Origin of the sequence: Actinoallomurus sp. NPDC050550 (genome assembly GCF_040655075.1) — a bacterium.
Lineage (GTDB): Bacteria > Actinomycetota > Actinomycetes > Streptosporangiales > Streptosporangiaceae > Actinoallomurus.
This window is the reverse complement of sequence record NZ_JBFAJC010000001.1, coordinates 172,241-195,334: the sequence shown is the minus strand read 5'-3', so window position 1 is coordinate 195,334 and position 23,094 is coordinate 172,241. Positions and strand designations below refer to the sequence as shown.

Annotated in this window: 20 protein-coding genes; 15 read left to right on the top strand and 5 right to left on the bottom strand. The window is 69.8% G+C overall.

Annotated elements, in window-relative coordinates:
• The first annotated feature begins 67 nt into the window (after positions 1-67).
• Positions 68-1,519 carry an NAD(P)/FAD-dependent oxidoreductase gene (locus AB0I04_RS00900; protein WP_360876842.1) on the top strand — a complete coding sequence of 484 codons (1,452 nt, stop codon included), beginning with the start codon at positions 68-70 and terminating at the stop codon, positions 1,517-1,519.
• Positions 1,520-1,599: 80 nt separating this feature from the next.
• Here AB0I04_RS00900 and AB0I04_RS00895 read toward each other — a convergent pair whose 3' ends face one another.
• Complete coding sequence (locus tag AB0I04_RS00895; RefSeq protein WP_360876839.1) at positions 1,600-2,886, bottom strand: alkaline phosphatase family protein; 1,287 nt, start codon at positions 2,884-2,886, stop codon at positions 1,600-1,602.
• Between the two features lie 322 nt (positions 2,887-3,208).
• On the opposite strand from AB0I04_RS00895, the gene AB0I04_RS00890 reads away from it, so the two are divergent.
• The 9 genes from AB0I04_RS00890 (at position 3,209) to AB0I04_RS00850 (ending at position 14,087) form a co-directional block, all read left to right on the top strand.
• Positions 3,209-4,900 carry a cholesterol oxidase substrate-binding domain-containing protein gene (locus tag AB0I04_RS00890; RefSeq protein WP_360876836.1) on the top strand — a complete coding sequence of 564 codons (1,692 nt, stop codon included), beginning with the start codon at positions 3,209-3,211 and terminating at the stop codon, positions 4,898-4,900.
• 250 nt (positions 4,901-5,150) lie between these two features.
• Positions 5,151-6,032 carry an NAD(P)-dependent oxidoreductase gene (locus tag AB0I04_RS00885; protein ID WP_360876833.1) on the top strand — a complete coding sequence of 294 codons (882 nt, stop codon included), beginning with the start codon at positions 5,151-5,153 and terminating at the stop codon, positions 6,030-6,032.
• 29 nt (positions 6,033-6,061) lie between these two features.
• Positions 6,062-9,058, top strand: coding sequence for a TIR domain-containing protein (locus AB0I04_RS00880; RefSeq protein WP_360876830.1), 2,997 nt, complete (start codon positions 6,062-6,064; stop codon positions 9,056-9,058).
• Positions 9,055-9,906: a hypothetical protein gene (locus AB0I04_RS00875; protein WP_360876827.1), complete on the top strand. Its 852-nt coding sequence runs from the start codon at positions 9,055-9,057 to the stop codon at positions 9,904-9,906. The genes AB0I04_RS00880 and AB0I04_RS00875 overlap by 4 nt, the downstream gene beginning before the upstream one ends.
• Before the next feature lie 61 nt (positions 9,907-9,967).
• The gene (locus tag AB0I04_RS00870; protein WP_360876824.1) at positions 9,968-10,951 is read left to right on the top strand and encodes a hypothetical protein; all 984 of its coding nucleotides are present in this window, start codon (positions 9,968-9,970) and stop codon (positions 10,949-10,951) included.
• Positions 10,929-11,597, top strand: a complete 669-nt coding sequence (locus AB0I04_RS00865) for a hypothetical protein (RefSeq protein ID WP_360876822.1) — start codon at positions 10,929-10,931, stop codon at positions 11,595-11,597. Before AB0I04_RS00870 ends, AB0I04_RS00865 begins: the two co-directional genes overlap by 23 nt.
• 14 nt (positions 11,598-11,611) lie before the next feature.
• On the top strand, positions 11,612-12,493 hold the full coding sequence (locus AB0I04_RS00860) for an inositol monophosphatase (RefSeq protein WP_360876819.1): 882 nt from the start codon (positions 11,612-11,614) through the stop codon (positions 12,491-12,493).
• Positions 12,494-12,498: 5 nt separating this feature from the next.
• Complete coding sequence (locus AB0I04_RS00855; protein WP_360876816.1) at positions 12,499-13,320, top strand: sugar phosphate isomerase/epimerase family protein; 822 nt, start codon at positions 12,499-12,501, stop codon at positions 13,318-13,320.
• On the top strand, positions 13,317-14,087 hold the full coding sequence (locus AB0I04_RS00850) for an isocitrate lyase/PEP mutase family protein (RefSeq protein ID WP_360876813.1): 771 nt from the start codon (positions 13,317-13,319) through the stop codon (positions 14,085-14,087). The genes AB0I04_RS00855 and AB0I04_RS00850 overlap by 4 nt, the downstream gene beginning before the upstream one ends.
• 23 nt (positions 14,088-14,110) lie before the next feature.
• On the opposite strand, the gene AB0I04_RS00845 is transcribed toward AB0I04_RS00850, so the two are convergent.
• The 3 genes from AB0I04_RS00845 to AB0I04_RS00835 form a co-directional block, all read right to left on the bottom strand.
• Positions 14,111-15,199 (bottom strand): hypothetical protein, encoded by a 1,089-nt coding sequence (locus AB0I04_RS00845; protein ID WP_360876810.1) that lies wholly within the window; start codon positions 15,197-15,199, stop codon positions 14,111-14,113.
• Between the two features lie 251 nt (positions 15,200-15,450).
• On the bottom strand, positions 15,451-15,864 hold the full coding sequence (locus AB0I04_RS00840) for a hypothetical protein (RefSeq protein ID WP_360876807.1): 414 nt from the start codon (positions 15,862-15,864) through the stop codon (positions 15,451-15,453).
• A gap of 67 nt (positions 15,865-15,931) precedes the next feature.
• Positions 15,932-16,843 (bottom strand): GNAT family N-acetyltransferase, encoded by a 912-nt coding sequence (locus AB0I04_RS00835; protein ID WP_360876804.1) that lies wholly within the window; start codon positions 16,841-16,843, stop codon positions 15,932-15,934.
• A 214-nt stretch (positions 16,844-17,057) separates the two neighbouring features.
• Here AB0I04_RS00835 and AB0I04_RS00830 point away from each other — a divergent pair, with 214 nt between their 5' ends.
• Positions 17,058-17,927, top strand: a complete 870-nt coding sequence (locus AB0I04_RS00830) for a MoxR family ATPase (RefSeq protein WP_360876801.1) — start codon at positions 17,058-17,060, stop codon at positions 17,925-17,927.
• Positions 17,911-19,308 (top strand): VWA domain-containing protein, encoded by a 1,398-nt coding sequence (locus tag AB0I04_RS00825; RefSeq protein WP_360876798.1) that lies wholly within the window; start codon positions 17,911-17,913, stop codon positions 19,306-19,308. Before AB0I04_RS00830 ends, AB0I04_RS00825 begins: the two co-directional genes overlap by 17 nt.
• 102 nt (positions 19,309-19,410) lie before the next feature.
• Here AB0I04_RS00825 and AB0I04_RS00820 read toward each other — a convergent pair whose 3' ends face one another.
• Positions 19,411-20,331 carry a LysR family transcriptional regulator gene (locus AB0I04_RS00820; RefSeq protein WP_360876795.1) on the bottom strand — a complete coding sequence of 307 codons (921 nt, stop codon included), beginning with the start codon at positions 20,329-20,331 and terminating at the stop codon, positions 19,411-19,413.
• A gap of 206 nt (positions 20,332-20,537) precedes the next feature.
• Here AB0I04_RS00820 and AB0I04_RS00815 point away from each other — a divergent pair, with 206 nt between their 5' ends.
• The 3 genes from AB0I04_RS00815 (at position 20,538) to AB0I04_RS00805 (ending at position 23,087) form a co-directional block, all read left to right on the top strand.
• Positions 20,538-21,398 carry an aldo/keto reductase gene (locus AB0I04_RS00815; RefSeq protein WP_360876792.1) on the top strand — a complete coding sequence of 287 codons (861 nt, stop codon included), beginning with the start codon at positions 20,538-20,540 and terminating at the stop codon, positions 21,396-21,398.
• Between the two features lie 76 nt (positions 21,399-21,474).
• A complete protein-coding gene (locus AB0I04_RS00810; protein WP_360876789.1) occupies positions 21,475-22,479 on the top strand; it encodes an aldo/keto reductase in 1,005 nt (334 codons plus the stop codon).
• 86 nt (positions 22,480-22,565) lie between these two features.
• Positions 22,566-23,087, top strand: a complete 522-nt coding sequence (locus AB0I04_RS00805) for a GNAT family protein (RefSeq protein WP_360876786.1) — start codon at positions 22,566-22,568, stop codon at positions 23,085-23,087.
• Positions 23,088-23,094 lie beyond the last annotated feature (7 nt).

The following is a 23,094-nucleotide window of genomic DNA, read 5'->3' as shown; positions in this document are numbered from 1 at the left end:
CCGTCGGTAAGCTACCGCTGGTAACTTACTACCGGTAGGTGAAGCGGGCGGCGCTCCGGGAGGATCAGTGAAAATCGCGATCATCGGCTCCGGGTTCGGCGGCCTCGGCATGGCCATCCAGCTCAAGCGGGCGGGCTTCCACGACTTCGTCATCCTGGAGAAGGCCGACGATCTCGGGGGCACCTGGCGCGACAACCAGTACCCGGGGTGCGCGTGCGACGTGCCGTCGCACATGTACTCCTTCTCCTTCGAGCTGAACCCCGACTGGTCGCGGATGTTCGCCCCGCAGGACGAGATCTGGGACTACCTGCGCCACTGCGTCGACAAGTACGACCTGGCCCCGCACCTGCGGTTCGGCTGCGCCGTCGAGGCCCTGGAGTGGGAGGAGGCGGCCGGCCACTGGACGGTCACGCTGGCCTCCGGCGAGGTGCTGACGCCGAAAGCCGTGGTCTCGGCGATCGGCGCCCTGCACGTGCCGTCCGTCCCCGAGATCCCCGGGGCGGAGCGGTTCCGGGGCACGGCGTTCCACTCCGCGCAGTGGGACCCGTCGGCCGACCTGACCGGCAAACGGGTCGCCGTGATCGGCACCGGCGCGTCGGCGATCCAGTTCGTTCCCCGGGTGGCCGACGAGGTGAGCCGGCTGCACGTGTTCCAGCGCACTCCCCCGTGGATCCAGCCCAAGCCCGACTTCGTGCTGTCCGACCGGGCGCGGCGCGTCTTCCGGCACGTGCCGGGGACGCAGCGCGCGTTCCGCCACGGCATCTACTGGCTGCTGGAGAGCCGGGCCGTCGGCTTCACCCTCGACCCGAGGCTGATGGGCCCGATGGAGCGGATGGCCCGCCGCCACATCGAGCGTCAGATCGACGACCCCGAACTGCGCGCGAAGGTCACCCCCGACTACACGATCGGATGCAAGCGCATCCTGCTGTCCTCGGACTACTACCCGGCGCTGACCCGCCCCCATGTCGACCTGGTCACCGAACGGATCACCGAGATCACCGAGACAGGACTGGTGACCGCCGACGGCGCAGAGCACGACGTCGACGTGATCATCTACGGCACCGGTTTCAAGGTCACCGAGGCGCTCGCCGAACAGCACATCGTCGGGCGGGACGGGTTGAAGATCCAGGACGCCTGGGCGGACGGCATCGAGGCCCACCACGGCGTGACGGTCGCCGGTTTCCCCAACTTCTTCATGCTGCTCGGGCCCAACACCGGCCTGGGCCACAACTCCGTCGTCTTCATGATCGAGTCACAGGTGCGGCACGTGCTGAGCTGCCTGCGCCTGCTCGCGGCGGAGCAGGCGGACGTGATCGAGGTCCGCGCCGACGCTCAGCGGCGGTTCAACGACCGCCTCCAGCGGAGGCTGCGCCGCGCGGTGTGGAACGAAGGCGGCTGCGTGAGCTGGTACCTCGACGAGCGCGGGGTGAACCGCACCCTGTGGCCCGGCTTCACGTTCGAGTACTGGGCGCGGACCCGCCACGCCCGCCGGGACGACTACGACATGTCGCGCGCCTAGGGCCTGGCTCAAAGCCCCGCCGTCCTACTGCGCGGCGCCCCCGCGCAGCCGGACGAATGTCCGCCGGACACGCCCTGAACTCAGCGGGTGGCGAAGCCGCGGCGACGGGCCAGGGAGACGAGGTCGGGCCAGTCCTCTCCGGCGTGGGCGTGATCGGGCAGGATGCAGCCGAAGGTGAGCGGGCGCGGGACGTCGTACCGCGGGACCTTCAGCCGCGGCCGCTGCTCGAAGTCCAGGACCTCGGCGAGGTTGCGCGCCGCGGCGTCGCGTACGGTCAAGGGCTCCAGGCCGAACCGCCACTCGATCATCTTCAGGATCGACGTGTGGTCGTAGAGCCGGTGCGCCACGTGGCCGCGCCGGGCCCGCGGTGAGACGACCACGCAGGGCACCCGGAAGCCGCGCAGGCCCGCGCCGAGGTCCGGGTTGGGATCGGGGCCCGCGGGCGGGGCGACGTGGTCGAAGAAGCCGCCCCACTCGTCGTACGTGATGACCAGCATCGTCCTGGCCCAGTTCGGGCTGCTCACGACCGCGTCGTGCACCTTGCCGAGGAAGTGCTGGCCGAGGCGGATGTCTGCGAGGGGGTGCTCGTCCTCGGACAGGCCGGGCACGGCCTCGCCGAGGAAGCCGGGCTCGACGAAGGAGACCGGCGGGAGCGTGCCGGTCGCGGCCGCCGCATAGAACTCGGCGATCGGGTGGCTGATGCCGAGATATCGCGTGCCCCACAGGGCGGTGTACGGCACGTCGCTGTAGTAGTAGCGGCCCTTGAGGCCCTTGGCGGCGAGCCGGTCCCAGATCGTCGGCATGGTGGCGAGCTTCTCGACGGACGTCGTACGCCGGTCGGTCTGCGCGGCGTGCAGGAAGAACCGGTTGGGGAACGTCGGTGCCATCATGGCGGCGAAGTAGCGGTCGCAGACGGTCCAGTCGCGCGCCGCGCGGCCGTAGAACGCCAGGTCCTCGGCGTGGAAGTAGCCGATGGACAGCAGGTCGTTCTGGCCGGCCCGCAGCCAGCCGTCGCACGCGCCGTTGTTGAACTCGACGCGTCCGCCCTCGTACGAGTGGTCCGGGTCGTGGAAACCGCAGCCGTGCGGCACGGTCAGGTGATGGGTCGGGTGCGCCGCGCCGTCGCGGTCGGTGTAGGTCGACCCGGCCTGCCGGCCGTCCGCGCCCGGCAGCCAGCCGAGATAGTGATCGAAGGAGCGGTTCTCCATCATCACCACGACGATGTGGTCGATGCCCGACCGCTCCGGCGCGGGCAGCCGTACGGCCGCGTCCGCCCGGCCCTCGGTGAGGGACTCGCCCGCGACGACGCCCGCCGCCACCGCGCCCGCCGTCCCGGCGATGAATCCCCGTCGGCTGACCTCGCCCACCGCCGCCTCCCAGCGTCGCGATCGGATGCCGAGCCGAGTATGACGGCTTCATCCGGCCGCGAACGGCCCACCGGGAGGCCGATTCCGGACATAACGGCGGGGACATTGGCGATGTGCACCGCACACGAGCACCAAGCAAGTGCTTGACCAAATAGCACGAAGCGCCGTATAACCAGCGCAAGCGTTGACGCTCGTGCGCACTGACGGCTCCGGCCGCGTCCGCGGCCAGTCACCACGGCGGGAGGCATTCGGCCGGCCCCCGTCGTCTTCGCCCTGCCACCGGCGGTCCCCGACCGGACCGCCGCTCCCCCTGGGAGCACCCATGGATTCCTCCTCCCACCTATCCCGCCGCGGCCTCCTCGCCGCCGCCGGGGCGGCCGCCCTCACCTGGGTCCCCGCCTTCCGGATCCCCGCTCGCGCCGACACCCTGCCCGGCTTCCCGCTGCCCCTCTACCGGCAGGCGTACCAGAACTGGTCCGAAGAGATCACCATCGAGAACGCCCTGACCTGCGCGCCGAACACCCCCGCCGAGGTGGTGTCCGTCGCGAACTGGGCCCAGCAGAACGGCTACCGCGTCCGCCCCAAGGGGATGGGGCACAACTGGTCCCCGATCCTCGTGCCGAACGGCGCCGACGTCAGCAAGGTCATCCTCGTCGACACGACCCAGCACCTGACGTCCGTCAGCATCGGCTCGTCGACGGTCACCGCGCAGACCGGGATCACGATGGACGCCCTGCTCGCCAAGCTCGAGGCCGCCGGCCTGGGTTTCGCCGCGATCCCCGCCCCCGGCGACATCACGCTCGGCGGCGTACTGGCGATCAACGCGCACGGTTCGGCGATCCCCGCCCAGGGCGAGAGCCGTCTCGCCGGGACCAGCTACGGCTCGCTGAGCAACCTCATCCGGTCCCTGACCGCCGTGGTCTGGAACGGAAGCGCGTTCACGCTGCAGACGTTCGGCCGGACCGACGCCGCGATGAAGGCGTTCCTGGCCCACCTCGGCCGGGCGTTCGTCACCGAGGTGACCCTCGAAGTGGGCGCCAACCAGCGCCTGAGGTGCCAGAGCCGGTACGACATCCAGGTGACGGACGTCTTCGCCGCCCCGTCCTCCGCCGGATCGAACTCCTTCGCGAGCCTGCTGAACGGGTGCGGGCGGATGGAGGTGATCTGGTTCCCGTTCACGACCGTCCCGTGGATCAAGCTGTGGTCGCTGAGCCCGACCAAGCCCATCCTCTCGAAACAGGTGGACAGCCCGTACAACTACACGTTCGCGAACTTCATCAACCAGCAGCAGTCCGACTACATCAAGCAGATCGTGGGCGGCGACGTCTCGGTCACCCCCTCGTTCGAGAACCTCGAGATGGCGATCGTCGGCTCGGGGCTGATCACCACCGGCACGTGGGACGTCTGGGGCTGGACGAAGAACACCCTGCTGTACGTGCAGCCGACCACGCTACGGATCGTCGAGGCCGGCTACGCCGTCCTCACCACCCGGTCCAACATCCAGCGCGTGGTCAGCGAGTTCTACAACCGGTACGTCTCGCGGATCAACGCCTACCAGGCGCAGGGTCAGTACCCGATGAACGGCCCGATCGAGATCCGTGTGACGGGCCTGGACCAGCCGTCCGAGTCCGGGGTGAGCGGCGCCGTCACCCCGCAGCTGTCGTCGGTACGCCCCCGCCCGGACCACCCCGAGTGGGACGTGTGCGTCTGGCTCGACATGGGCACCATCCCCGGCACTCCCCAGTGCAACGCGTTCTACCGCGAGATGGAGCAGTGGATCTTCTCCAACTACACCGGTTCGTACGCGACCGTACGGCCCGAGTGGTCCAAGGCCTGGGCGGTCACGACCGGCGGGGCCTGGACCGACACGACGATGCTGACCTCCACCATCCGCAACGCCGTCAACGCGGGTCAGGCCGCCGGCGACGGCTTCGACGCCGCGAGGGCCACGCTCAACGGCTACGACCCGTACCGGGTGTTCAGTAACACCTTCCTGGACACGCTGCTGCCCTGACCGACCGCACTCGTTAAGGAGGCCACCTATCACCTGAATTGGACAGATAGCACATATATATGCTTCGCTCGACCCGGCTCTCCCTCCCATGCCATTATGCAAGCACCAAAAAACTCAGCGATCGAATCACGAATACCGAGCGGGAGCGGAGAGTCGGATCATGCGGCCGCGTGCGCAATTTACCAGTGGGTTACAAGAAGACGAACGGCGTTCACGGGTCGAACGGGCATCCGTGTCCCTCGATGCCGATATGTCCGACGAACTGCGCCGTCGGCTGTCGGACGTCATCCGACGGCCGGTTCTCACCCCGGATGAGGCAGCGAGTGAGGGCCGACAGATCGTTCATATCGGTCCGAACGTGCCCGCCCGCCTCATGGACGACCTCCTGTGGTTCCACAGCACGAACGCCGGGGTCGACGCCGTGCTCCGTTCGACCTCATGGCCGACCGACGTCATCTTCACCCGCACCGTCGGCCGAATGGGGCGGCGCATCGCCGAATACGTGCTGGCCTGGATGCTGGAAGAACGCCAGCGTGCGTCGATCTACCATGCCCAACAGCGAATGCACCACTGGCAGCGGCAACAGGTCGACCTCATCGACGACGATCTGGCCATCGTGTTCGGCACCGGGCGAATCGGAAAGGCCGTCGCGCTTCTCCTGCGCGGTGTGGGCCTCCGCGTCATCGGCGTGGCCACCGCCGCCCGCCACGCACCGGAATTCGATCGTGTGCTGAGCACCTCCGACGCGGCGATTCACGTGCCCCAGGCACAGTGGCTGGTGTCCACCCTCCCGTTGACCGATGACACCCGGGGGTATTTCGGACGTGACCTCCTCGGCGTCGCGCGCGGCGCGTCCTTCATCAACGTCGGGCGCGGGGCGACCGTGCAGTATGACGCGTTGCGAGAGGCACTCGACGACGGGAGGCTACGGCGCGCCGTCCTCGACGTGCTCCCCGCCGAGCCGCCCGCCGCGGACGATCCATTGTGGGTCATGCCCCGGACCGTCATCACGCCGCACACCGCCGGAGTGACCGCCGACTCCGATGTCGTCGAAGACTTCCGTGCCTGTTGGGAGGCCCTGCGACGCGGCGAGCGCCCGCCACTTACGGTCGACCCGGAACGCGGCTACTAGGGCGTGTCCGGGGGTGTCGAGGGAGGTCCATGATGGCCGAGCAGAACCGCTGCTTCGACCGGCGGAGCGCGCTCGCCCGCTCCGAAGCGGTCTTGACCCGGATGGCCTGGTCCCCCTCCGGGGACCGGCTCGCCGTACCCGACCAGGCGGGCGTCGTCCGCGTCGTCACCTTCCCGGAGTTCGTCGTCACGGCCGAGTGCCGCATCGCGCACAACGTCCAGCTGATGGCGGAGGGCGCACCGCTCCGGCCCACCTGGTCGGGAAAGCCGTTATGGACCGCCGCCTGGTCCTCCGACGCCGCCCGGCTCGCGGTCGCGGGACGGGACAACACCGTGCACGTCTTCGACATGTCGTGCGGGGACGAGGTTCTGACGCTCGTCAGTCACATCGACGACGTCCATGCCATCGGCTGGAGCGACGATGACGCGCGGCTCATATCCGCCAGCTACGACGGTGCCCTGAAGGTCTGGGACACCCGGGACGGAGCGCTGATCCGCTCCATCCCCGCACATCATGGACGTATCGAGGACGCTTACTGGGAGCCCGGCGACTCCTACGCGCTGACCGGCGGCAGGGACGGACACATCCGCGTCTGGAACCTCGACTCCGGAGCATCCGTCGCCCAGGTGCGAGCGCACCGCGGCTTCGTGATCCGCCTGATCGGCGCCCGTTCGAGTGCCACGGTGATCAGCTCGTCCAGCGATGGCACCGTCCGCGTCTGGGACCGCCGTGACCTCCGCCTCCTGCACGTGATCGAGGGGTTCACCGGCACTCCGCACGACCTCTCGCTCTCACACGACGAGCGGCTGCTCGCGGTGAAGGACGACCAGCGCTCCATCCGGATCTACCGGACCGACACCTTCGAGCTCGTCGAGCTCATCGACGAGCCGGCCGAGCACCATCACTGGTACGCCAGTGCCCGTTTCCATCCGCACGCGCCCGCGCTCGTCACCACCGGCGACCGCGACCGCCAGGCGCTCCTGTGGTGGTACGACACCCGCCTCATCGACCAGCTCAGCGCGGAGTCGTCCGCCACCCGGTACGCGAACTGCCGGATCGGGCTGCTGGGCAACACGGGCGTCGGCAAGACCGCGCTCAGCAACGCACTCCGCGGCGAGGAGTTCCAGCCGACAGAGTCCACCCATGCCACGAAGGTCTCGATGCTGGACCGCAGCGTGGTCGTGCAGGGCGACGTTCAGGTCGTCCGGGAGACCTATCTGTGGGATTTCGCCGGCCAGCCGATCTACCGGCTGCTGCAACGCCTCGACGTCGAGGACCTGGCCGCCGCGGTCCTCGTGCTGGACAACCGGAACACCACCGACCCCCGCGCCGAGGTCCGTGAGTGGGAGACGCTGCTGCGCGCCGGAGGCACCCGGACCCCGCGGATCGTGGTGATCGCCCGCATCGACCGCGGGGGCCTGGCGGCCCCGATCTCGGACCTGCGGTGGGAGGAGGAGATCAGCGAGTTCGCCGGGCTGATCGAGACGAGTTCCAAGGACGGCACGAACATCGCCGCGCTGCGGCGGATGATCCTCGACGCGGTCGACTGGGCGGCCATACCGACGCTCACCTCCGGGGCCCAGTTCCAGCGGCTCCGGATGTTCGTGCTGGAGAGCGAGGCTCAGGGTCGTGTTCTCGAAGCCGTGCACACCCTGTACGCCGCGTTCGCCCGGCACTGCACCCGCCTGGGCATCGGCGACCCCTCGCTGGAGGAGTTCCGATCTCTCCTCGCCTTCCTGGACGCCGAGGGGCTGGTGCGGCGGCTCAGCTTCGGCAACCTCGTCCTGCTGGACCCGAGCCTCCTGCGCTCGTACGCCTCGATGATCCTCATTGCCGCCCAGCGGGCGGCGACCGGTGACGGCACGCTGCGGGAGGACGACGTGCTGGCGCCGACCATCCCGTTGCCGTCCGACGAGCGGGTCCCCGATCCGCGCCGTGAGCAGGATCTCCTGCACGCGGCCGTACAGGAGTTCGTGGGTGCCGGCGTGGTCATCCGCGAGGGCAAGGACGTCGTCCTGAGCTTCCCGAGCGCCGTCCGGACACCCGTTGACGAGGACCGCTGGGCGGGCCTCGAACCGGGCATCTCGCTGAGCCTCACCGGCCAGCGGGATCACGTGTACGCCACGCTCGTCGTGGCGTTGCACAACTCCGGGTTGTTCTCCGGGCGGGCTCTCTGGGCGTCGACCGCGCGCTTCACCTGGTCGAACGGCCACGGTTCCTGGGTCCGAGTGCGTCCGGACGACTCGGGGTCCCTGTGGGCGGAGACGCGGCACGAGACGGCCATCGCCGAGGTTCAGCGGTCGCTGTTCGATGAGATGTGCCGGGCCTTCCTCGGGCGCGTCGCGGTCGACGGCGTCCTGGTCCTGCGGACCTCGGTGGCCTGTGAGGCGTGCGGCACCGCGGTGGCGGAGCAACAGGTACGCCGGCGGGTCGAGCGCGGTCTCACCTGGATTCGGTGCAACGTCTGCGAGGCGAGCGTCGACATCGCCGTCCCGTCGGTCGATCGTCCGGAGCCGGCCGGGACAGCCGCGCTCGAGACGCGCGCCGACCGCGCTCTCGAGCGGGACGTCGTATCCGTCAACGTGGAGTTGAAGGCCAAGCGCTCCCTCTATGACGTTTTCATCTCCTACAGCCATGAAGACGAGGAAAGCGCACTCCATCTGGCCAAGAAGCTGATGGAACGCGGAATCCGGCCGTGGGTCGACATCTGGGACGCCTATCCGGGAAAACCGTGGCTCGAGGCGGTGCAGGAGCAGATCGATTCGATCTCATGCGCGGCGGTGCTCATCGGCGAGAGCGGCATCGGTCCGTGGCAACGTGATGAAGTGTGGTATTTCTTGCAGCAGTTCTTCGGCCGCCGGTGCCCGGTGATCCCGGTGCTTCTGGAGGGTGCGGTGAGACCACGTATTCCCAGCCTGCTGGAGAACATGCAGTGGGTCGACTTCCGGCGTACCTCACCAGACCCAATGGATCTGCTGGTCTGGGGGATCACCGGCGTCCGAAATGATGGAGAGGACCACCGATGACGCCACAGAAAGTCGCCTTGGTCACCGCGCCCACGCTGCCCGAGGGAATGGAGGACACCCGTGATCTGCTCACCGCGCTGCGCGAGGCGGGAGCCGCCGCCTCGCTGGTGATCTGGGACGACGAAAGCGCCTCATGGGACGACTTCGACGCGATCCTGCTGCACTCTCCGTGGGATTACAGCATGCGCCTTCAGGAGTTCACCGAGTGGCTGGCGAAGGTCGGCTGCGATGATCGGCTGCTCAACTCCCATCCGCTGATCACCTGGAACGTCGACAAGCGCTATCTGATCGAGCTGCGCGACCGCGGCATCGCGCTGCCGGAGACGCGCGTCGCCGAGCGCGGCGCCGACCTGGCCGCCGGTCATCTGTCGGGGATGGACGCCGGGCGGGTCGTGGTGAAGCCGGTGATCGGAGCGGGAGGCCGCCGCACCTGGCTGTGCTCTTCGTTGGACGAGGCGGTGTCCGTCGCCCGTGCCGAGCTCCGCGACGAGCCGGTCCTGATCCAGGAGTACGAGCCGGTCGTCGAGAGCGAGGGAGAGTATTCGGCGATCTATCTCGACGGCGTGCTCAGCCACCTCGTGCTGAAGGTTCCACGTCCGGGCGAGTTCCGCGTACAGAATCATTACGGGGGGCGCACCTATCCAGTGGCCGCCGAACCGTGGATGGACGCCTACGGCCGGCGCGTGCTCGCCGCCCTTCCGAATCAGCCGATTTACGGACGGATCGATTTCGTGATCGATGAATCGGGCGATCCGAAACTCATGGAAATCGAAGTCGTTGAACCCGATCTGTTCCTACGTTACCATCCGGAATCATATCGACGCTTCGCCCGAACGATGCTTCGTTAAGCAACTCTCGCGATAAATGCATCAATAGTCACATAGCTCGGTCAAGCACTGGAGGATGCCGATGAAGCGCATTCTGGTGTGGTTCTTGGCCGAGACGGACGCCGTGGTCGCGCTCGGCATCGCGATCGTCGCAGGCGTCCTCGGCCTGCTCGACGTCACCACGACCAAACTCGCCGACAACACGATCCTGCTCACACTCGCCGTGCTCTCCTTGGCGGTCCTCCGCGACCGGTGGCGCGGCATGAACGCCGAGCACGGCCTGACCACGGCGCTCAACGAGGTCTCCGGCCGACTCGGCGACCTGTCGGCGATGCGCACGACCCTCCTCCAGAGCGAGCGGGCGTTGCGTGAGATCGCCGCCGTCGGGCTGCTGACCGGTCCGAGGGAGGTCGCGCGCGCCCACGAGGAGGCACGCGAGCAGACCGGCCGCTGGGTGTTCAAAGGCGGCACCGGCACCTACATCCGCGCGGTCACCCTGCCCGAGTGCGTTCGGCTGGCGCGCCGCGACCGGCGCGCCCTCACCGTCAGGCTGGAGATCCTCGACCCCACCGACCTCGACGCCTGTGAGCGGTACGCCGTCTTCCGGCGATCGATGGCGGAGCTGACGGACGCGACCGGCGAGACCTGGACCTGCGATCGCACACGCGAGGAGGCGTACGCCACGGTCCTGGCCGCCTGCTGGCACAAGAAGCGGTACGACCTGCTCGACGTCCAGATCGGCCTGACCTCGACGATGACCACGTTCCGCTATGACATGGCCGACAACCGCCTGATCATCACCCAGGACGATCCGCGGATGCCGGCGCTGATGATCCCTCGAGAGAGTTTCCTCTACGCGAGCTTTCACACCGAGCTCGATCGGAGCCTCGCCCAGGCCAAGAAGGTCCCCCTCGAGCTGTCCTCGACCGTCGGGTTCGGCGACGAACCGACACCCGAGGAGGTGAGGGGGTTATTCGACGCGTTGCACCTTCCGTTGACTCTTCCGGATGACCACATTCCCCGCATCATCCAAAAGGCGATTCATGCCAGGAATCCTTACCCCTGACGAGCTGACGGAGCTTCGCGACCTGATCACGGCCCGTGGCCCCGGCTCCGTGCTCCGGCGGCACTTCCGCCGTCTCTTAGGCCGCGCGACGGCCGAAGGGATCTCCGGCGTCCGGCATCCGCTGGGCTTCCTCTGCGTGCCCATGCTCCGGTCCGCCGATGTCGGCGTGTGCATCCACCTGTGGACGGACACCGTGCGCTGTCCGCCGCTCACCACGTCGCCCGTTCACGCGCACAGCTGGAACCTGACGAGCTTCGTCCTGTTCGGCCAGGTACGCAACCATCTCTTCCACATCGAGGACACCGCCGATCGTCCGACACACCGCGTCCTCGCCGTGTACACCGACGGACTGGTCGACGAACTCCGGCCGACCCGCCGCCTCGTCACCTGTGAGGAGGCCGCTCGTCAGGTCATCGACAGCGACCGCACGTACCTCCTGTCGGCCGGCCGCTTCCACGCGACGTCCGTCCGCGGACCCGCGGCCACCATCGTCGTGGCGGACATCCGCCGCTCCGCTCCGGAGTACGCCCTCGGGCATCTCGGGCTGGGTAAACACCAGGTGCGCAGGCGCCGATGCACGGAAGGCGAGTTGCTGATGGCCGCCCGCGCCTTCGACCGGCTTCATGACCTTGATATGAGCCCCTGACAGAGGCGGGCAGCATGGATCTGTGGAAGGCCAGGATCGTCGCCATCGAGGCCGCCGAGGCGGCCGGAACCCTCCTCCGGCGCGGCGCGTGCGGGCGGTTCGACGTCCGTGAGAAGGGCGCAGCGGACGTGGTCACCAGCCTGGACATCGAGTCCGAACGCGTCATCGTCGAGCGGATCCGGGCCGGTTATCCCCGGCATCGCATCATCTCGGAGGAGCTCGGTGTGGTCGACGGTGACGACGCCTGGTCCTGGGTCATCGACCCTCTCGATGGAACGAACAACCTCGCCATCGGGCTGCCCGTCTACGGCATCGGCCTGGCCTTGTGCCATGAGGGAGTGCCGATGCTCGGGGTGATCCACGATCCCGTGTCGGACCGCACCTGGTCGGCCATCAGGGGACGCGGCGCGTGGATGTCGCGAAACCGGGCGCTGCTGCGCTCGGCCGACCGACGACGGCGGCGCCCGCTGCTCGCCTGGAGCCAGGGCTACGCCGTGAGCCCCGACGACCCGATGGCGAGCGCGCTGCGCATCCTCCTCGAGCGCATGGCGGGCCGGGTTCTCCAGCTCTGGGCGCCGCTGACCTACTGGGTGATGCTGGCCCGCGGTGACATCGACGGCATCGTCGGTTATCGGATCGGGGAAGTCGACCTGCATGCCGGAGTCGTCATCGCCCGTGAGGTCGGCATCGACATCCGTGATCTCTCCGGCGCCCCGTTCGAGGAGCGCCTAGGCGACATGTCCGAAACGCGCAGTCTGGTGGCCGGCCCCGCGGACGTCGTCGACCGTCTCCTGCGCCTCGGGCCACCGGCCGAACGCCTCCGTACCCGCCTAACCGATCTGTGGACGGCCGAGCGCGCTGTGGCCCACACCCCCGAACAACCCGATTGGCGGTGAGCATCATGCCTCTGACGCTTCCCTTCGCGTCGGGAATCGCTGCCCAGGAGTACCTCTCCGCGGAAGAAGGCGCCGCACGCGCCCACGAGCACGGCTGCACCCACTGGTACATCGATTTCAGCCTCGAAGCGGACCAGCCGCGTACGTGGTCGCCCGAGCGGGTCCGGGACCTGCGTGCGTTGACCGCACAGCTGCATGTCAGCCCCATCCTGCACGGCAACTTCCGGGCTCCGCTCGCCACCGAGATCCCCGAGGTGCGTGACGGTACGCTGCGGTATCTCTCGACCGAGCTCCACCTCGCCGAGCGCCTCGGCTGCCCGCTCGTGATCCACGGCGGTTGCGTCGTCGATCCCCGCCCGACCAGGTCGGCCAGGGACGCGGCGCTGACCAGGTTCCTCTCCGCGGTCGAGCTCATCCTCGAGGAGGCCGACCGGCGCGGCGTGGAGATCTGGGTGGAGAACCTCTCGCACTACCCCCGGCACCGGCCCTTCTCCTACGTCTTCACCGGGCATGACGACTTCGCGGCGGCCAAACGGCGGATACCGGAGCTGACCTTCGTCTTCGACATCGGGCACGCGAACGTCAACCAGGGATTCCCGGCCGCCATCCTGGACGACTTCGCCGGCGACATCCGGGCGCTGTCGGTCAGCAACAACGACGGTCGGGCCGACTCGCATCTCGGCCTGCACTCCGGGACCATCCCGCTCGATCAGGTCGTCGGCCTCCTCAAGAGGCGTTCCTGGCAGGGCACCGTCGTCTTCGAGACCCGCGGCACCCCGCTCGCGAGCGGTGTCGATCTGCTGCGATCCCTCTGGGAGCGGAATTGACGTCCCTGCGGCTGCTACCCGGGATCCACGACATGATCTCGGCGCTCACCGCCGCCGTCCACTTCGACGGGCTCTTCGTCTCCGGGTTCGGTTTCTCGGCGTCCCACTACGGGCTGCCCGACGTCGGCTTCATCGCCTGGCCCGACATGATCGAATTCGTCGGGAGGTTGAGGGCGGCGCTTCCTCGCCACGAGCTGCTCGTGGACGTCGACGACGGCTATGGCGGCCCCGAAATCGCCGGTCACGTCGTCCGGCGGCTCGCGTCGATGGGCGCGACCGGGGTCGTCCTGGAGGACCAGGCCAGGCCTCGCCGATTCGGGCACCTGGCGGGCAAGCGCCTGGTCCCGCTGTCCGACCAGCTCGAGAAGCTGAACGCCGTCCTGCGCGCACGTGACGGTCTCGCCGTGATCGCCCGTACGGACGCGGTGGAGGAACCCGAGATCGTCCGGCGGGTCGGCGCGTACATCGATGCGGGCGTCGACGGCGTGCTCGTGGCCGGCATCTCGAACACGCGTCTCATCGGCCTCACCCGTGACGCGATCGGAGCGCGCACGCTCGTCTTCGACCAGGTACCCGGCGGACGATCGCCCTGGCTGTCCCACGCCGAGCTCGCCGACTTAGGCGTCGACGTCGTGATCCACAGCACGACCTGCCTGCTGGCGGCGCGGGCTGCCATGGACAGCGCGCTGTACGCCATGAAGACCGGCCGCCGGGCGGAAGGCATCGCCGACGTCGCGGACTGCCTCGCCCTGCTCGACGATCCGTGATCCGGTCGTGGCCCCCTCGCCGCTCAGTCCGCGTACCGCAGCAGGGCCCCCGCACCGGACTCGGCGCGCAGCGACTCCGGTGGCAGGAGCACCAGTTCCCCATCGGTGCCCGCGAGCGCCCGGATGAGAGCGGCGTCGGCCAGGTCCGCGACGGGGTCGGCGACGCCGAGCTCCCGAAGGCGATCGGCGGACGTCCCCACATCGGTCGCCTGCGGCCCCGTCCACAGGGTGATCGACGAGTCTGGCCGGTCCTCCAGGAACAGGCAGGCGACCTGTCCCTTGCGCAGCGCGTCACTCACGCCCTCCATGCCCTCGACCGCGCGGCCGTGCTTGGTGAGCTGTTCGTCGAACCGGCTCACCAGGGAGGTGAGGTGTTCGGCCCGCTTGCGCTCGACGGCGCGGGTGATCTCCTCGTCCAGCGCCGGCCCGGCCCCGCCCGCGTCGACGACGCGCGACAGGACGGGTTCGGGCAGTTCCTCCTGGACGGCCGTACGGGCGCGAACGTCGCCGGCGAGGACCACGATGTCGGCGCCGCAGTCGTCGACCGCCCCGACCATCGCGTGGGCGACCTTCTTGGCGTTGATCCGCCAGACCTCCTCGGCGGCCCGCTGCTGCTTGTCCTGCCGGAACATGTCGCCGGCCTTGGTCTTGCGCACCGGGAAGTCCTCGTCGGGCTTGACCGTGATCGTACGGCGATCGCCGCCCCGCGCCACGCAGGTGATCTCCCCGCCGAGCCGGTCCACCGTGGCGACCAGGTAGGCGATCGGCTGCCCGCGCTGCGCCAGGAGCGGCTTGACGTGCGGCAACGGGGCATACCTGGCCAGTTCGGCGCGCGGTGTCCCGCGCAGTACCTCGGAGTGGACTGCCTCGCCGTCCGCCGCGAACACCGCGAGAGTGCCGGATTCGCGCTGGATGTTCTCCTCGGTCACAACCCGTTCGATCGCCTCGACGGTCGCGGCCGGCGTCCCCTGCTCGACCAGTTCGCGGTGCAGGGCCCGCCACCGCAGCTCGATGACCTTCGAAGCGTCCTCGGTGGCCCGTCGCATGTCGAGGTAGACGGAGGCGAACGGGCCGGGAATGTCGTACAGCGACTTGAGGAAGGTAACGTCCATGCTGCCCGCCTACCCGCCGAGGGCATCCCAAACCCCCCGATTCGGCCTACCGAACCAGGTCAGCGCCCCGGTGCAGCTCTCAGCCCCCGGCCGACCGTCGCAGCCGGGCGTAGACGAGCTGGAGCCAGTCGGCCCCCGCCACGGCGCTCATCGTCGCCCCGGCCAGCCTCGTCGCGTCGGGCGCAGCGGCCGCTCCTCGCCCTGGCTGTACTCCTGTTCCTCTGCTTTCACCGTGTCGATCACGGAATCCATCAGAACTCCCCCGGTAAGCGGATCCGGCGTAGCCGGCATGAGCGAACGTCGGCACCACAGCGTGCAAGCCTCCTCTCGGAGGGCCTACCCCCAGACCTCGTGGGCGGTCTCGACGATGAGGCGTTGCGGAAGTGGACCTTCAGCTTCTCCGAGGCCGGGTCGATGCCGCCGAGCCGGTAGATGAAGTCCATGTGCCAGGAGGCGCGGCGGAACTCCCCGTCGGTGGCGCTCTGCAGGCCCACGTCCTCCTGCATCTCCACCACTGTGCGGATCGCCTCGTCCTCGGCCGACCGCAACCGCTCTGCGGAGATCCGGCCGGCGGCGAAGTCGTCGCGGGCCCGGAGCAGCTCCGGTGGGCGTAGCAGGCTGCCGACGTGGTCGGCGCGGAATGGCGGCGTCATGCGAGCGGGCATCGCATCCTCCAGGGAGTTCGCCGGGCGGTGCACGAATCCTCACGTTCGCGCACCGCCCGGCGGAGGGTCAAGCGAAGAAGATCCGCTCCTGGGTGACGGGATAACCGGCCCGGGTGAAGGCGGCGGCCATCGGCGTGTTCGTCATGTCGGTGTCGGCCAGGATGCGATCGGCGCCCTGTTCGACCAGGAAATGGGTGCCCTCGGCGAGGAGGTCGTAGCCGTATCCGTGGCCGCGCTGTTCCGGCACGACCCCGATGAGGCCGATGACCGGTGCGGTGTGGTTGCGGGTCGGGGCGACGAACCCGGCGAGGTCACCGGCGGGCGTGTACGCCAGCCGCCACCAGTCGCGGGGAGCGGGGAACCGCCGCAGGATGTCCAGGTCCTCGCGCGCGGCGGCGTCCAGATCCCGTTCGGCGATGGCGCGGCGGGCGTGGGCGTCGAGGGTGCCGTGCTGGATCCGGCGTAGCACGTCGAGGATCACCGAGTCGTCGGGCTCGGGCCGGTAAGTGAGGCGGCCGGGGCGTTCGGGCAGCCCGCACGAGGTCGTCCACTCGTACCGGTAGCGGTCCACGAGCCAGGTCATCCCGGCGGCGACGGCCGCGTCGGCGCGGGCCCGTACGGCGGTGCGGACCTCGGGCCGCTCTCGTCCGTGCGGCGGGACGAACAGGCAGTACTCGGCTTTCCACGATTCCGCGCGGGCCGTCCGCAGGAGGGCGACGCCCGCGTCGGCATCGGTGAAATCGAACCAGTCGAGCGCGACCGGCTCGTCGTCGCCCGGTGTGCCCCACCAGGCGGCGCGGGCGAGGACCGTGTCGCCGCGCAGGGCGGCCCAGGTCCATTCGGGACGGTACTCGCCCGCGGCGGCCGTCGTGCGGTACGACCGGCCGAACGCGGCGACGCCCACCAGGGCGGGGTCGGACAGTTGCTCGAAGAGATGCTCCTCGCCGGGGGCGAGCGGGCGGATGACCAGATCGGTCATGAGAGTCCTTCCGGAAGATGCGGTGCGCTCCCGGTCAGACCCGCGACGCCCGGACGGGGCGGGAGCGCATGAACGTCGTGTCGTCCATCGCTCTCACCTCCTCCCGGTCCAGGGCGTTCCAGCACCATACCGGCGCCGCGCCCGGCGGTCGATCCGTTTTCCGCGGTGCATGGGATAGGTTCGAACGCGATTCGGTTCGTTTCCTGGAGCACAGATGACCTTCACCTCGCCCGCCGACGTCCGCGAACGTCTCGCGGCCGTGGACTACCTGGCCGACGACGCGATCGCGACGACCGTCTACCTCGCCGCCGTGCTGGGCAAGCCCCTGCTGGTCGAGGGCCCGGCCGGGGTGGGCAAGACGGAACTGGCCAAGGCCGTCGCCGCGATCACCGACGCCCGGCTCGTACGGCTCCAGTGCTACGAGGGCCTGGACGAGCCGCGCGCCCTGTACGAGTGGAACTACAAGAAGCAGCTGCTGCGCATCCAGGCCGCCGGTGATGAGTCGTGGAGCGCCACCCACGACGACATCTTCACCGAGGAGTTCCTGCTCGAACGCCCGCTGCTGACCGCCATCCGGCGCACCGACCCCACCGTCCTGCTGATCGACGAGACGGACAAGGCGGACGTCGAGGTCGAGGGCCTGCTGCTCGAGGTGCTGTCGGACTTCCAGGTGACGATCCCCGAGCTGGGCACGATCACGGCGGCGCGCCGGCCCTTCGTCGTCCTCACCTCCAACGCGACCCGGGAGCTGTCCGAGGCGCTCAAGCGGCGCTGCCTCTACCTGCACCTCGACTACCCGCCCCCGGAGCGCGAGCGCGACATCGTCCGGGCCCGGGTCCCCGGCATCGACGAGGCCCTGGCCGGCCGGCTCGCCCAGGTCGTGGCGGCCCTGCGCGAACTCGAGCTCAAGAAGGCACCGTCCATCGCCGAGACCATCGACTGGGCCCGTACGCTCCTCGCACTCGGCCTCGACCGGCTCGACGGGGACGTGATCGCCGCGACCCTCGGCGTCGTCCTCAAGCACCGCTCCGATCAGGACCGCGCGCTCAAGGAGGTCGTCCACGGCGATGCCGCCGCCCGATAGAACACCAGGTCTCCTGGACCGGCATCTGGACTTCCTCACGGCACTGCGCGAGGCGGGCCTGCCGGTGTCGCTCGCCGAAGGGCTGGACGCCGTGCACGCCCTGGTCGCCATCGACCTGGCCGATCGCGAGTCCCTGCGCGCGGCGTACGCGGCCACGCTCGTCAAGCGGCAGGCGCATCGGGCGGCGTTCGACACACTGTTCGACCTGTGGTTCCCGCCGGTGACCGGCAGTCCCGAGACGGCCCGCGAGCGCCCCGCGTACGACGATCCCGAACTGCGGCGGCTGCGCGACGAACTGAGCCGCCTCCTGCTGGAGGGAGACGACGCCGCCCTGCGCGACTTCGCCCGCAAGGCCGTCGGCGCGTACGGTCGTGGCTCCGGCGCGCCGGGCGGGAACGGCCGCGGCTCCGGCGGTCGCGGGCAGTGGTTCTCCTATCAGGCGCTGCGGGTCCTGTCCCCGGAGACGCTGATGGCCGGGCTGCTCGCCGCCGTGCTGACCGAACGCGGCGGCCTGGACGAGAAGGTCGCCCGCCGGACGTTCACCCGCCGCATCGAACGCTTCCAGAAGTTCGTCGCCGAGGACGTACGACGGCGGCTCGCCGAGGAGAACGGCCCGGAGAAGGTCGCGCGCAGCGCCGCCCGGCCGCCGCTGGAGCAGGTCGACTTCCTCCGCGCGACCCGCGCGGACCTGTCCGCGATCCGGCGGGAGGTTCAGCCGCTCGCCCGGAGACTGGCCGCCCGGCTCGCCCACCGGCGGCGGCACGGCAGGCGCGGACGGCTGGACTTCCGCAGGACGGTACGCGCGTCGCTGTCGACGGGCGGCGTCCCCCTGACCACGCACCACCGGCCGCCCCGCCCCCACAAACCGGAACTCGTCGTACTGTGCGACGCCAGCGACTCCGTCTCCTCCTTCGCGCACTTCACCCTGCTGCTGACCTATGCGCTGCGCGAGCAGTTCGCCCGGGTACGGGCGTTCGCGTTCATCGACGACATCGACGAGATCACCAGGTTCTTCGCCCCAGGCGCCGACGTGGTCGAGGCGATGACGACGATGACCCGCGAGGCACGCCTGGTCTGGATCAGCGGGCACAGCGACTACGGGCGCGCCTTCGGCGTCTTCGAGGACCGATACGGCGACGCGATCACGCCGAAGACCGCGCTGCTGATCCTCGGCGACGCTCGCAGCAACTACGGCGCGCTGAACCTGGAGGCGGTCCGGCGACTGGCGGGCCGGGCGCGGCACGCGTACTGGCTCAACCCCGAACCGGCCGCGGACTGGGATTCCGGCGACTCGGCCGCCTCGGCGTACGGCGCGGTCGTGCCGATGCACGAGTGCCGCAACCTCACCCAACTGGCAGAGTTCGTCGAGATGCTCGCCTGACGCCGTACTCCGAGAGGACGCGCGGCGCCGAGGCTCCATCGTGCTGGTCGTCGGCCGAGCGATTCTCGCGCACCGGCGGGGCGCTCGAACCGTCCGGCGACGTCACGCCGGGGCGGGGACCGGAGGTGCGACGTCGGGAACGGTCAGGGAGTCGCCGACGATGCCGAGGAGGGCCTGAGAGGCAGGGTTGTTCGTGGGGCCGTCCGTGGGCACGGCGACCGACACCCGCCAGGACGGCGGCGTCTCGCGGAGCGGCACGATACGGACGTTCTTCTTGCGCTTGTGGGCGATCGGCCGGGGCACCAGGGCCACGCCGAGATCGTGCTGGACGAAGTCGAGCAGGCTGTGCACGTCGTTGACCTCCAAGGCGACGTGCCGGTGCAGGCCGGCCGTCTCGAACGCCCGGTCGCTGATCTGGCGCGCTCCCCAGTCGGCGTGGAAGTCGACGAACACCTCGCCCGCCAGCTGCGACAGGCCGACCGCGTCGAACGCCGCCAGCCGATGGCCGGGATGGCAGACGAGCATCATCGGCTCGGTCGTCAGCGACGTCAGGGCGACGCCGGGAGGCGGGTCTCCCGAGACGGCCACGAAGGCCAGGTCCAGGCGCGCGGCGCGGACCTCTTCGACCAGGTGCGAGGAGCCCGCCTGGCGCAGCCGGATCTCCACGCCGGGGTGCAGGGATCGGAAACGCGCGAGGATCCCGGCGACGTCGACCACGCCGAGGCATTGCTCGGTGCCGACGCACAGCGTGCCGCGCAGGAGACCCTGGACGGCGGCGACGGCGTTGCGGGCCGCGGCGACGCTCGCGAGCGTACGCCGGGCCTCGGTCAGCAGGGCGCGGCCCGCTTCGGTCAGCTCGACGCGACGGGTGCTGCGGACGAAGAGCGGGGCTCCGAGCTCGCGTTCCAGCGCGCGGATCGACGCCGACAGGCCCGACTGGGCGAGGTGCAGGCGCTCGGCGGCGCGGGTGAAGTGCGCCTCCTCCGCCACGGCCACGAAGTACTCGAGATGCCGGAGTTCCACAATTGAGCACTCTAACTGCTTGATCTCATCGGTTTCTTCTGTTGGACACCTGGTCGCTCACCGAGCAGGCTGGAGACCGGTCAGCGGCCCGGCACGATCCCGCCGATCGCGGGTATGGGACCGGGCCGTCGTCCCTCGGCAACGCCGAGGGGGTCCGCGGCGCGCTGACCGTTCCGTTCTTCGGCAGGATTTCTCGGAGGTCCTTCATGCGTACTCGCCGGATCGGCGATGTCCAGGTCGGCGCGATCGGGCTGGGAGCCATGCCCATGTCGATCGAGGGACGGCCCGACGAGAGCCGTTCCGTCGCCACCGTCCACGCGGCCCTCGACGCGGGCGTGACCCTGATCGACACGGCCGACGCGTACCACATCGGCGCCGACGACGCGGGGCACAACGAGTCCCTCGTCGCCAAGGCCCTGGCCTCGTACGGCGGCGACACGTCCGACGTGCTGGTCGCGACCAAGGGCGGTCACGTACGCCCCGGCGACGGCTCGTGGACGCTCGACGGGTCCCCCGATCACCTGAAGCGGGCGTGCGAGGCGTCGCTCAAGCGGCTCGGCGTCGAGGCGATCGGCCTGTACCAGTTCCACCGGCCGGACCCCGCCGTCCCGTACGCCGAGTCCGTGGGCGCGATCCGCGACCTCCTGGACGCGGGGAAGATCCGGCTGGCCGGCATCTCCAACGCGAACCCGGACCAGATCCGCCAGGCACAGGAGATCCTCGGCGGCCGGCTCGCGTCGGTGCAGAACCAGTTCTCCCCCGCGTTCCGCAGCAGCGAGCCGGAGCTGCGGCTGTGCGACGAGCTGGGCATCGCCTTCCTGCCGTGGAGCCCGCTCGGCGGCATCTCCAAGGCCGGTGGCCTGGGCTCCGCCCACGGCGCGTTCGCGCGGATCGCGGAGGCGCACGGCGTGAGCCCGCAACGGGTCTGCCTCGCCTGGATGCTGGCCAAGTCGCCCGTCGTCATCCCGATCCCCGGGTCGAGCCGGCCGGAGACGATCCGCGACTCCGTCGCGGCGGCCGAGCTGGAGCTCACCCCTGAGGAGATCGCGGAGCTGGACGCCGTCTGACGGCCGGAGGCGCCCGAAGGGGCAAGAACCCCCGTACGAGATGCCGGCGACGAAGAGACGACGAGAGGGAACAGACGTGGCGCTTTCCACCCAACCGCTCGGCACGACCGGGATGGACATCAGCAGAGTCGGTTTCGGCGCGTGGGCGATCGGCGGCTCCGGCTGGAAGTTCGCGTGGGGGCCGCAGGACGACGCCGAGTCGGTCGCGGCGATCCGGTACGCCGTCGAGCAGGGCGTCAACTGGATCGACACCGCGGCGATCTACGGCCTGGGCCACTCGGAGGAGGTCGTCGGACGAGCGCTGAAGGAGATCCCCGAGGGCGACCGGCCGTACGTCTTCACCAAGTGCGGCAACGTCTGGGACCCGGCCGACCCCGGCGCCCAGGCCCGGAGGATCGGAGCGGCGGACAGCATCCGCCGCGAGGTCGACGACTCGCTGCGCCGGCTGGACGTCGAGCGCATCGACCTGTACCAGGTGCACTGGCCGGCGCAGGACGGGACTCCCCTCGAGGAGTACTGGCAGACCATGCTCGAGCTGAAGGCGGCGGGCAAGGTACGCGCCGTCGGACTGTCCAACCACGACGTCGGGCAGTTGGAGACCGCCGAGAAGCTCGGGCACGTGGACTCGCTCCAGCCGCCGTTCTCGGCGATCCACCGCTCCGCCGTGGCGGAGATCGAGTGGTGCGCCGCGCACGGCACCGGAGTGATCGTGTACTCGCCGATGCAGTCGGGCCTGCTGACCGGAGCGTTCTCCCGGGAACGGGTGGCCGGCCTCCCCGACGACGACTGGCGGAGGCGTCACCCCGACTTCACGACGAACCTGGACGCCAACCTGGCGCTCGCCGACGCGTTGGCGGCGGTCGCGGAGCGACGCGGCGCACCGATCGCCTCGGTCGCGGTGGCCTGGACCCTCGCCTGGCGCGGCGTGACCGGCGCGATCGTCGGGGCCCGGCGCCCGGACCAGATCGACGGCTGGCTGCCGGCCGCGTCCCTGGAACTGACCGCCGAGGATCTCGACGAGATCGCGGCGGCGATCGAGAGCACCGGCGCCGGAGAAGGGCCACTGAGCCCCCGCCGCTGACCAGAGGTGCCGTCCGGGCGGAAGGGTCTTCTCCGTGCGGACGGCACCATTGTTGCCGCTCGGCCGCGAGCTTAAGCTCTGCGGGCATGGGCGATGGCGAGCTGCGGTTGAGGCCTGCGAGCCGGGACGATCTGGCGGTGATCGAGAGGCTCACGGGTGACCCCGAGGCCACCGGCGAGCACGGCTGGCACGGCTGGTTCGAACAGTGGCACTTCCGGAGGCGCTGGGAGGAGAACGGTCTGCTGGAGGACGACCGCGGACTCCTCATCGCGCTGCGCGGCGACGAGCGGCTCGGGTTCGTCTCGTGGCGCAAGCAGGTCACGTCGCCCGGGTCGTACTGCTGGAACATCGGCGTCGCCATGCGGCCGGAGGCGCGCGGCCTCGGATACGGCACCGAGGCACAGCGGCTGCTCGTGCGGTACCTGTTCGCGCACACCACGGTGAACCGCATCGAGGCGATCACCGAGACCACGAACGCCGCCGAGCAGTGGGCCCTGCAGAAGGCCGGGTTCACCCGCGAGGGCGTACTGCGCGGGTACACGTTCCGCGGCGGCGCCTGGCGTGACGTGTTCGTCTACAGCATGCTGCGGCACGAGCTCAAGGAATAGGGACGCC

Coding starts and splice junctions, on each gene's coding strand:
- AB0I04_RS00890 (WP_360876836.1), top strand. CDS start 3,209: ATGGATTCCTCCTCCCACCTATCCCGCCGCGGCCTCCTCGCCGCCGCC.
- AB0I04_RS00885 (WP_360876833.1), top strand. CDS start 5,151: ATGTCCGACGAACTGCGCCGTCGGCTGTCGGACGTCATCCGACGGCCG.
- AB0I04_RS00880 (WP_360876830.1), top strand. CDS start 6,062: ATGATGGCCGAGCAGAACCGCTGCTTCGACCGGCGGAGCGCGCTCGCC.
- AB0I04_RS00875 (WP_360876827.1), top strand. CDS start 9,055: ATGACGCCACAGAAAGTCGCCTTGGTCACCGCGCCCACGCTGCCCGAG.
- AB0I04_RS00870 (WP_360876824.1), top strand. CDS start 9,968: ATGAAGCGCATTCTGGTGTGGTTCTTGGCCGAGACGGACGCCGTGGTC.
- AB0I04_RS00865 (WP_360876822.1), top strand. CDS start 10,929: ATGCCAGGAATCCTTACCCCTGACGAGCTGACGGAGCTTCGCGACCTG.
- AB0I04_RS00860 (WP_360876819.1), top strand. CDS start 11,612: ATGGATCTGTGGAAGGCCAGGATCGTCGCCATCGAGGCCGCCGAGGCG.
- AB0I04_RS00855 (WP_360876816.1), top strand. CDS start 12,499: ATGCCTCTGACGCTTCCCTTCGCGTCGGGAATCGCTGCCCAGGAGTAC.
- AB0I04_RS00845 (WP_360876810.1), bottom strand. CDS start 15,199: ATGGACGTTACCTTCCTCAAGTCGCTGTACGACATTCCCGGCCCGTTC.
- AB0I04_RS00840 (WP_360876807.1), bottom strand. CDS start 15,864: ATGCCCGCTCGCATGACGCCGCCATTCCGCGCCGACCACGTCGGCAGC.
- AB0I04_RS00835 (WP_360876804.1), bottom strand. CDS start 16,843: ATGACCGATCTGGTCATCCGCCCGCTCGCCCCCGGCGAGGAGCATCTC.
- AB0I04_RS00830 (WP_360876801.1), top strand. CDS start 17,058: ATGACCTTCACCTCGCCCGCCGACGTCCGCGAACGTCTCGCGGCCGTG.
- AB0I04_RS00825 (WP_360876798.1), top strand. CDS start 17,911: ATGCCGCCGCCCGATAGAACACCAGGTCTCCTGGACCGGCATCTGGAC.
- AB0I04_RS00815 (WP_360876792.1), top strand. CDS start 20,538: ATGCGTACTCGCCGGATCGGCGATGTCCAGGTCGGCGCGATCGGGCTG.
- AB0I04_RS00805 (WP_360876786.1), top strand. CDS start 22,566: ATGGGCGATGGCGAGCTGCGGTTGAGGCCTGCGAGCCGGGACGATCTG.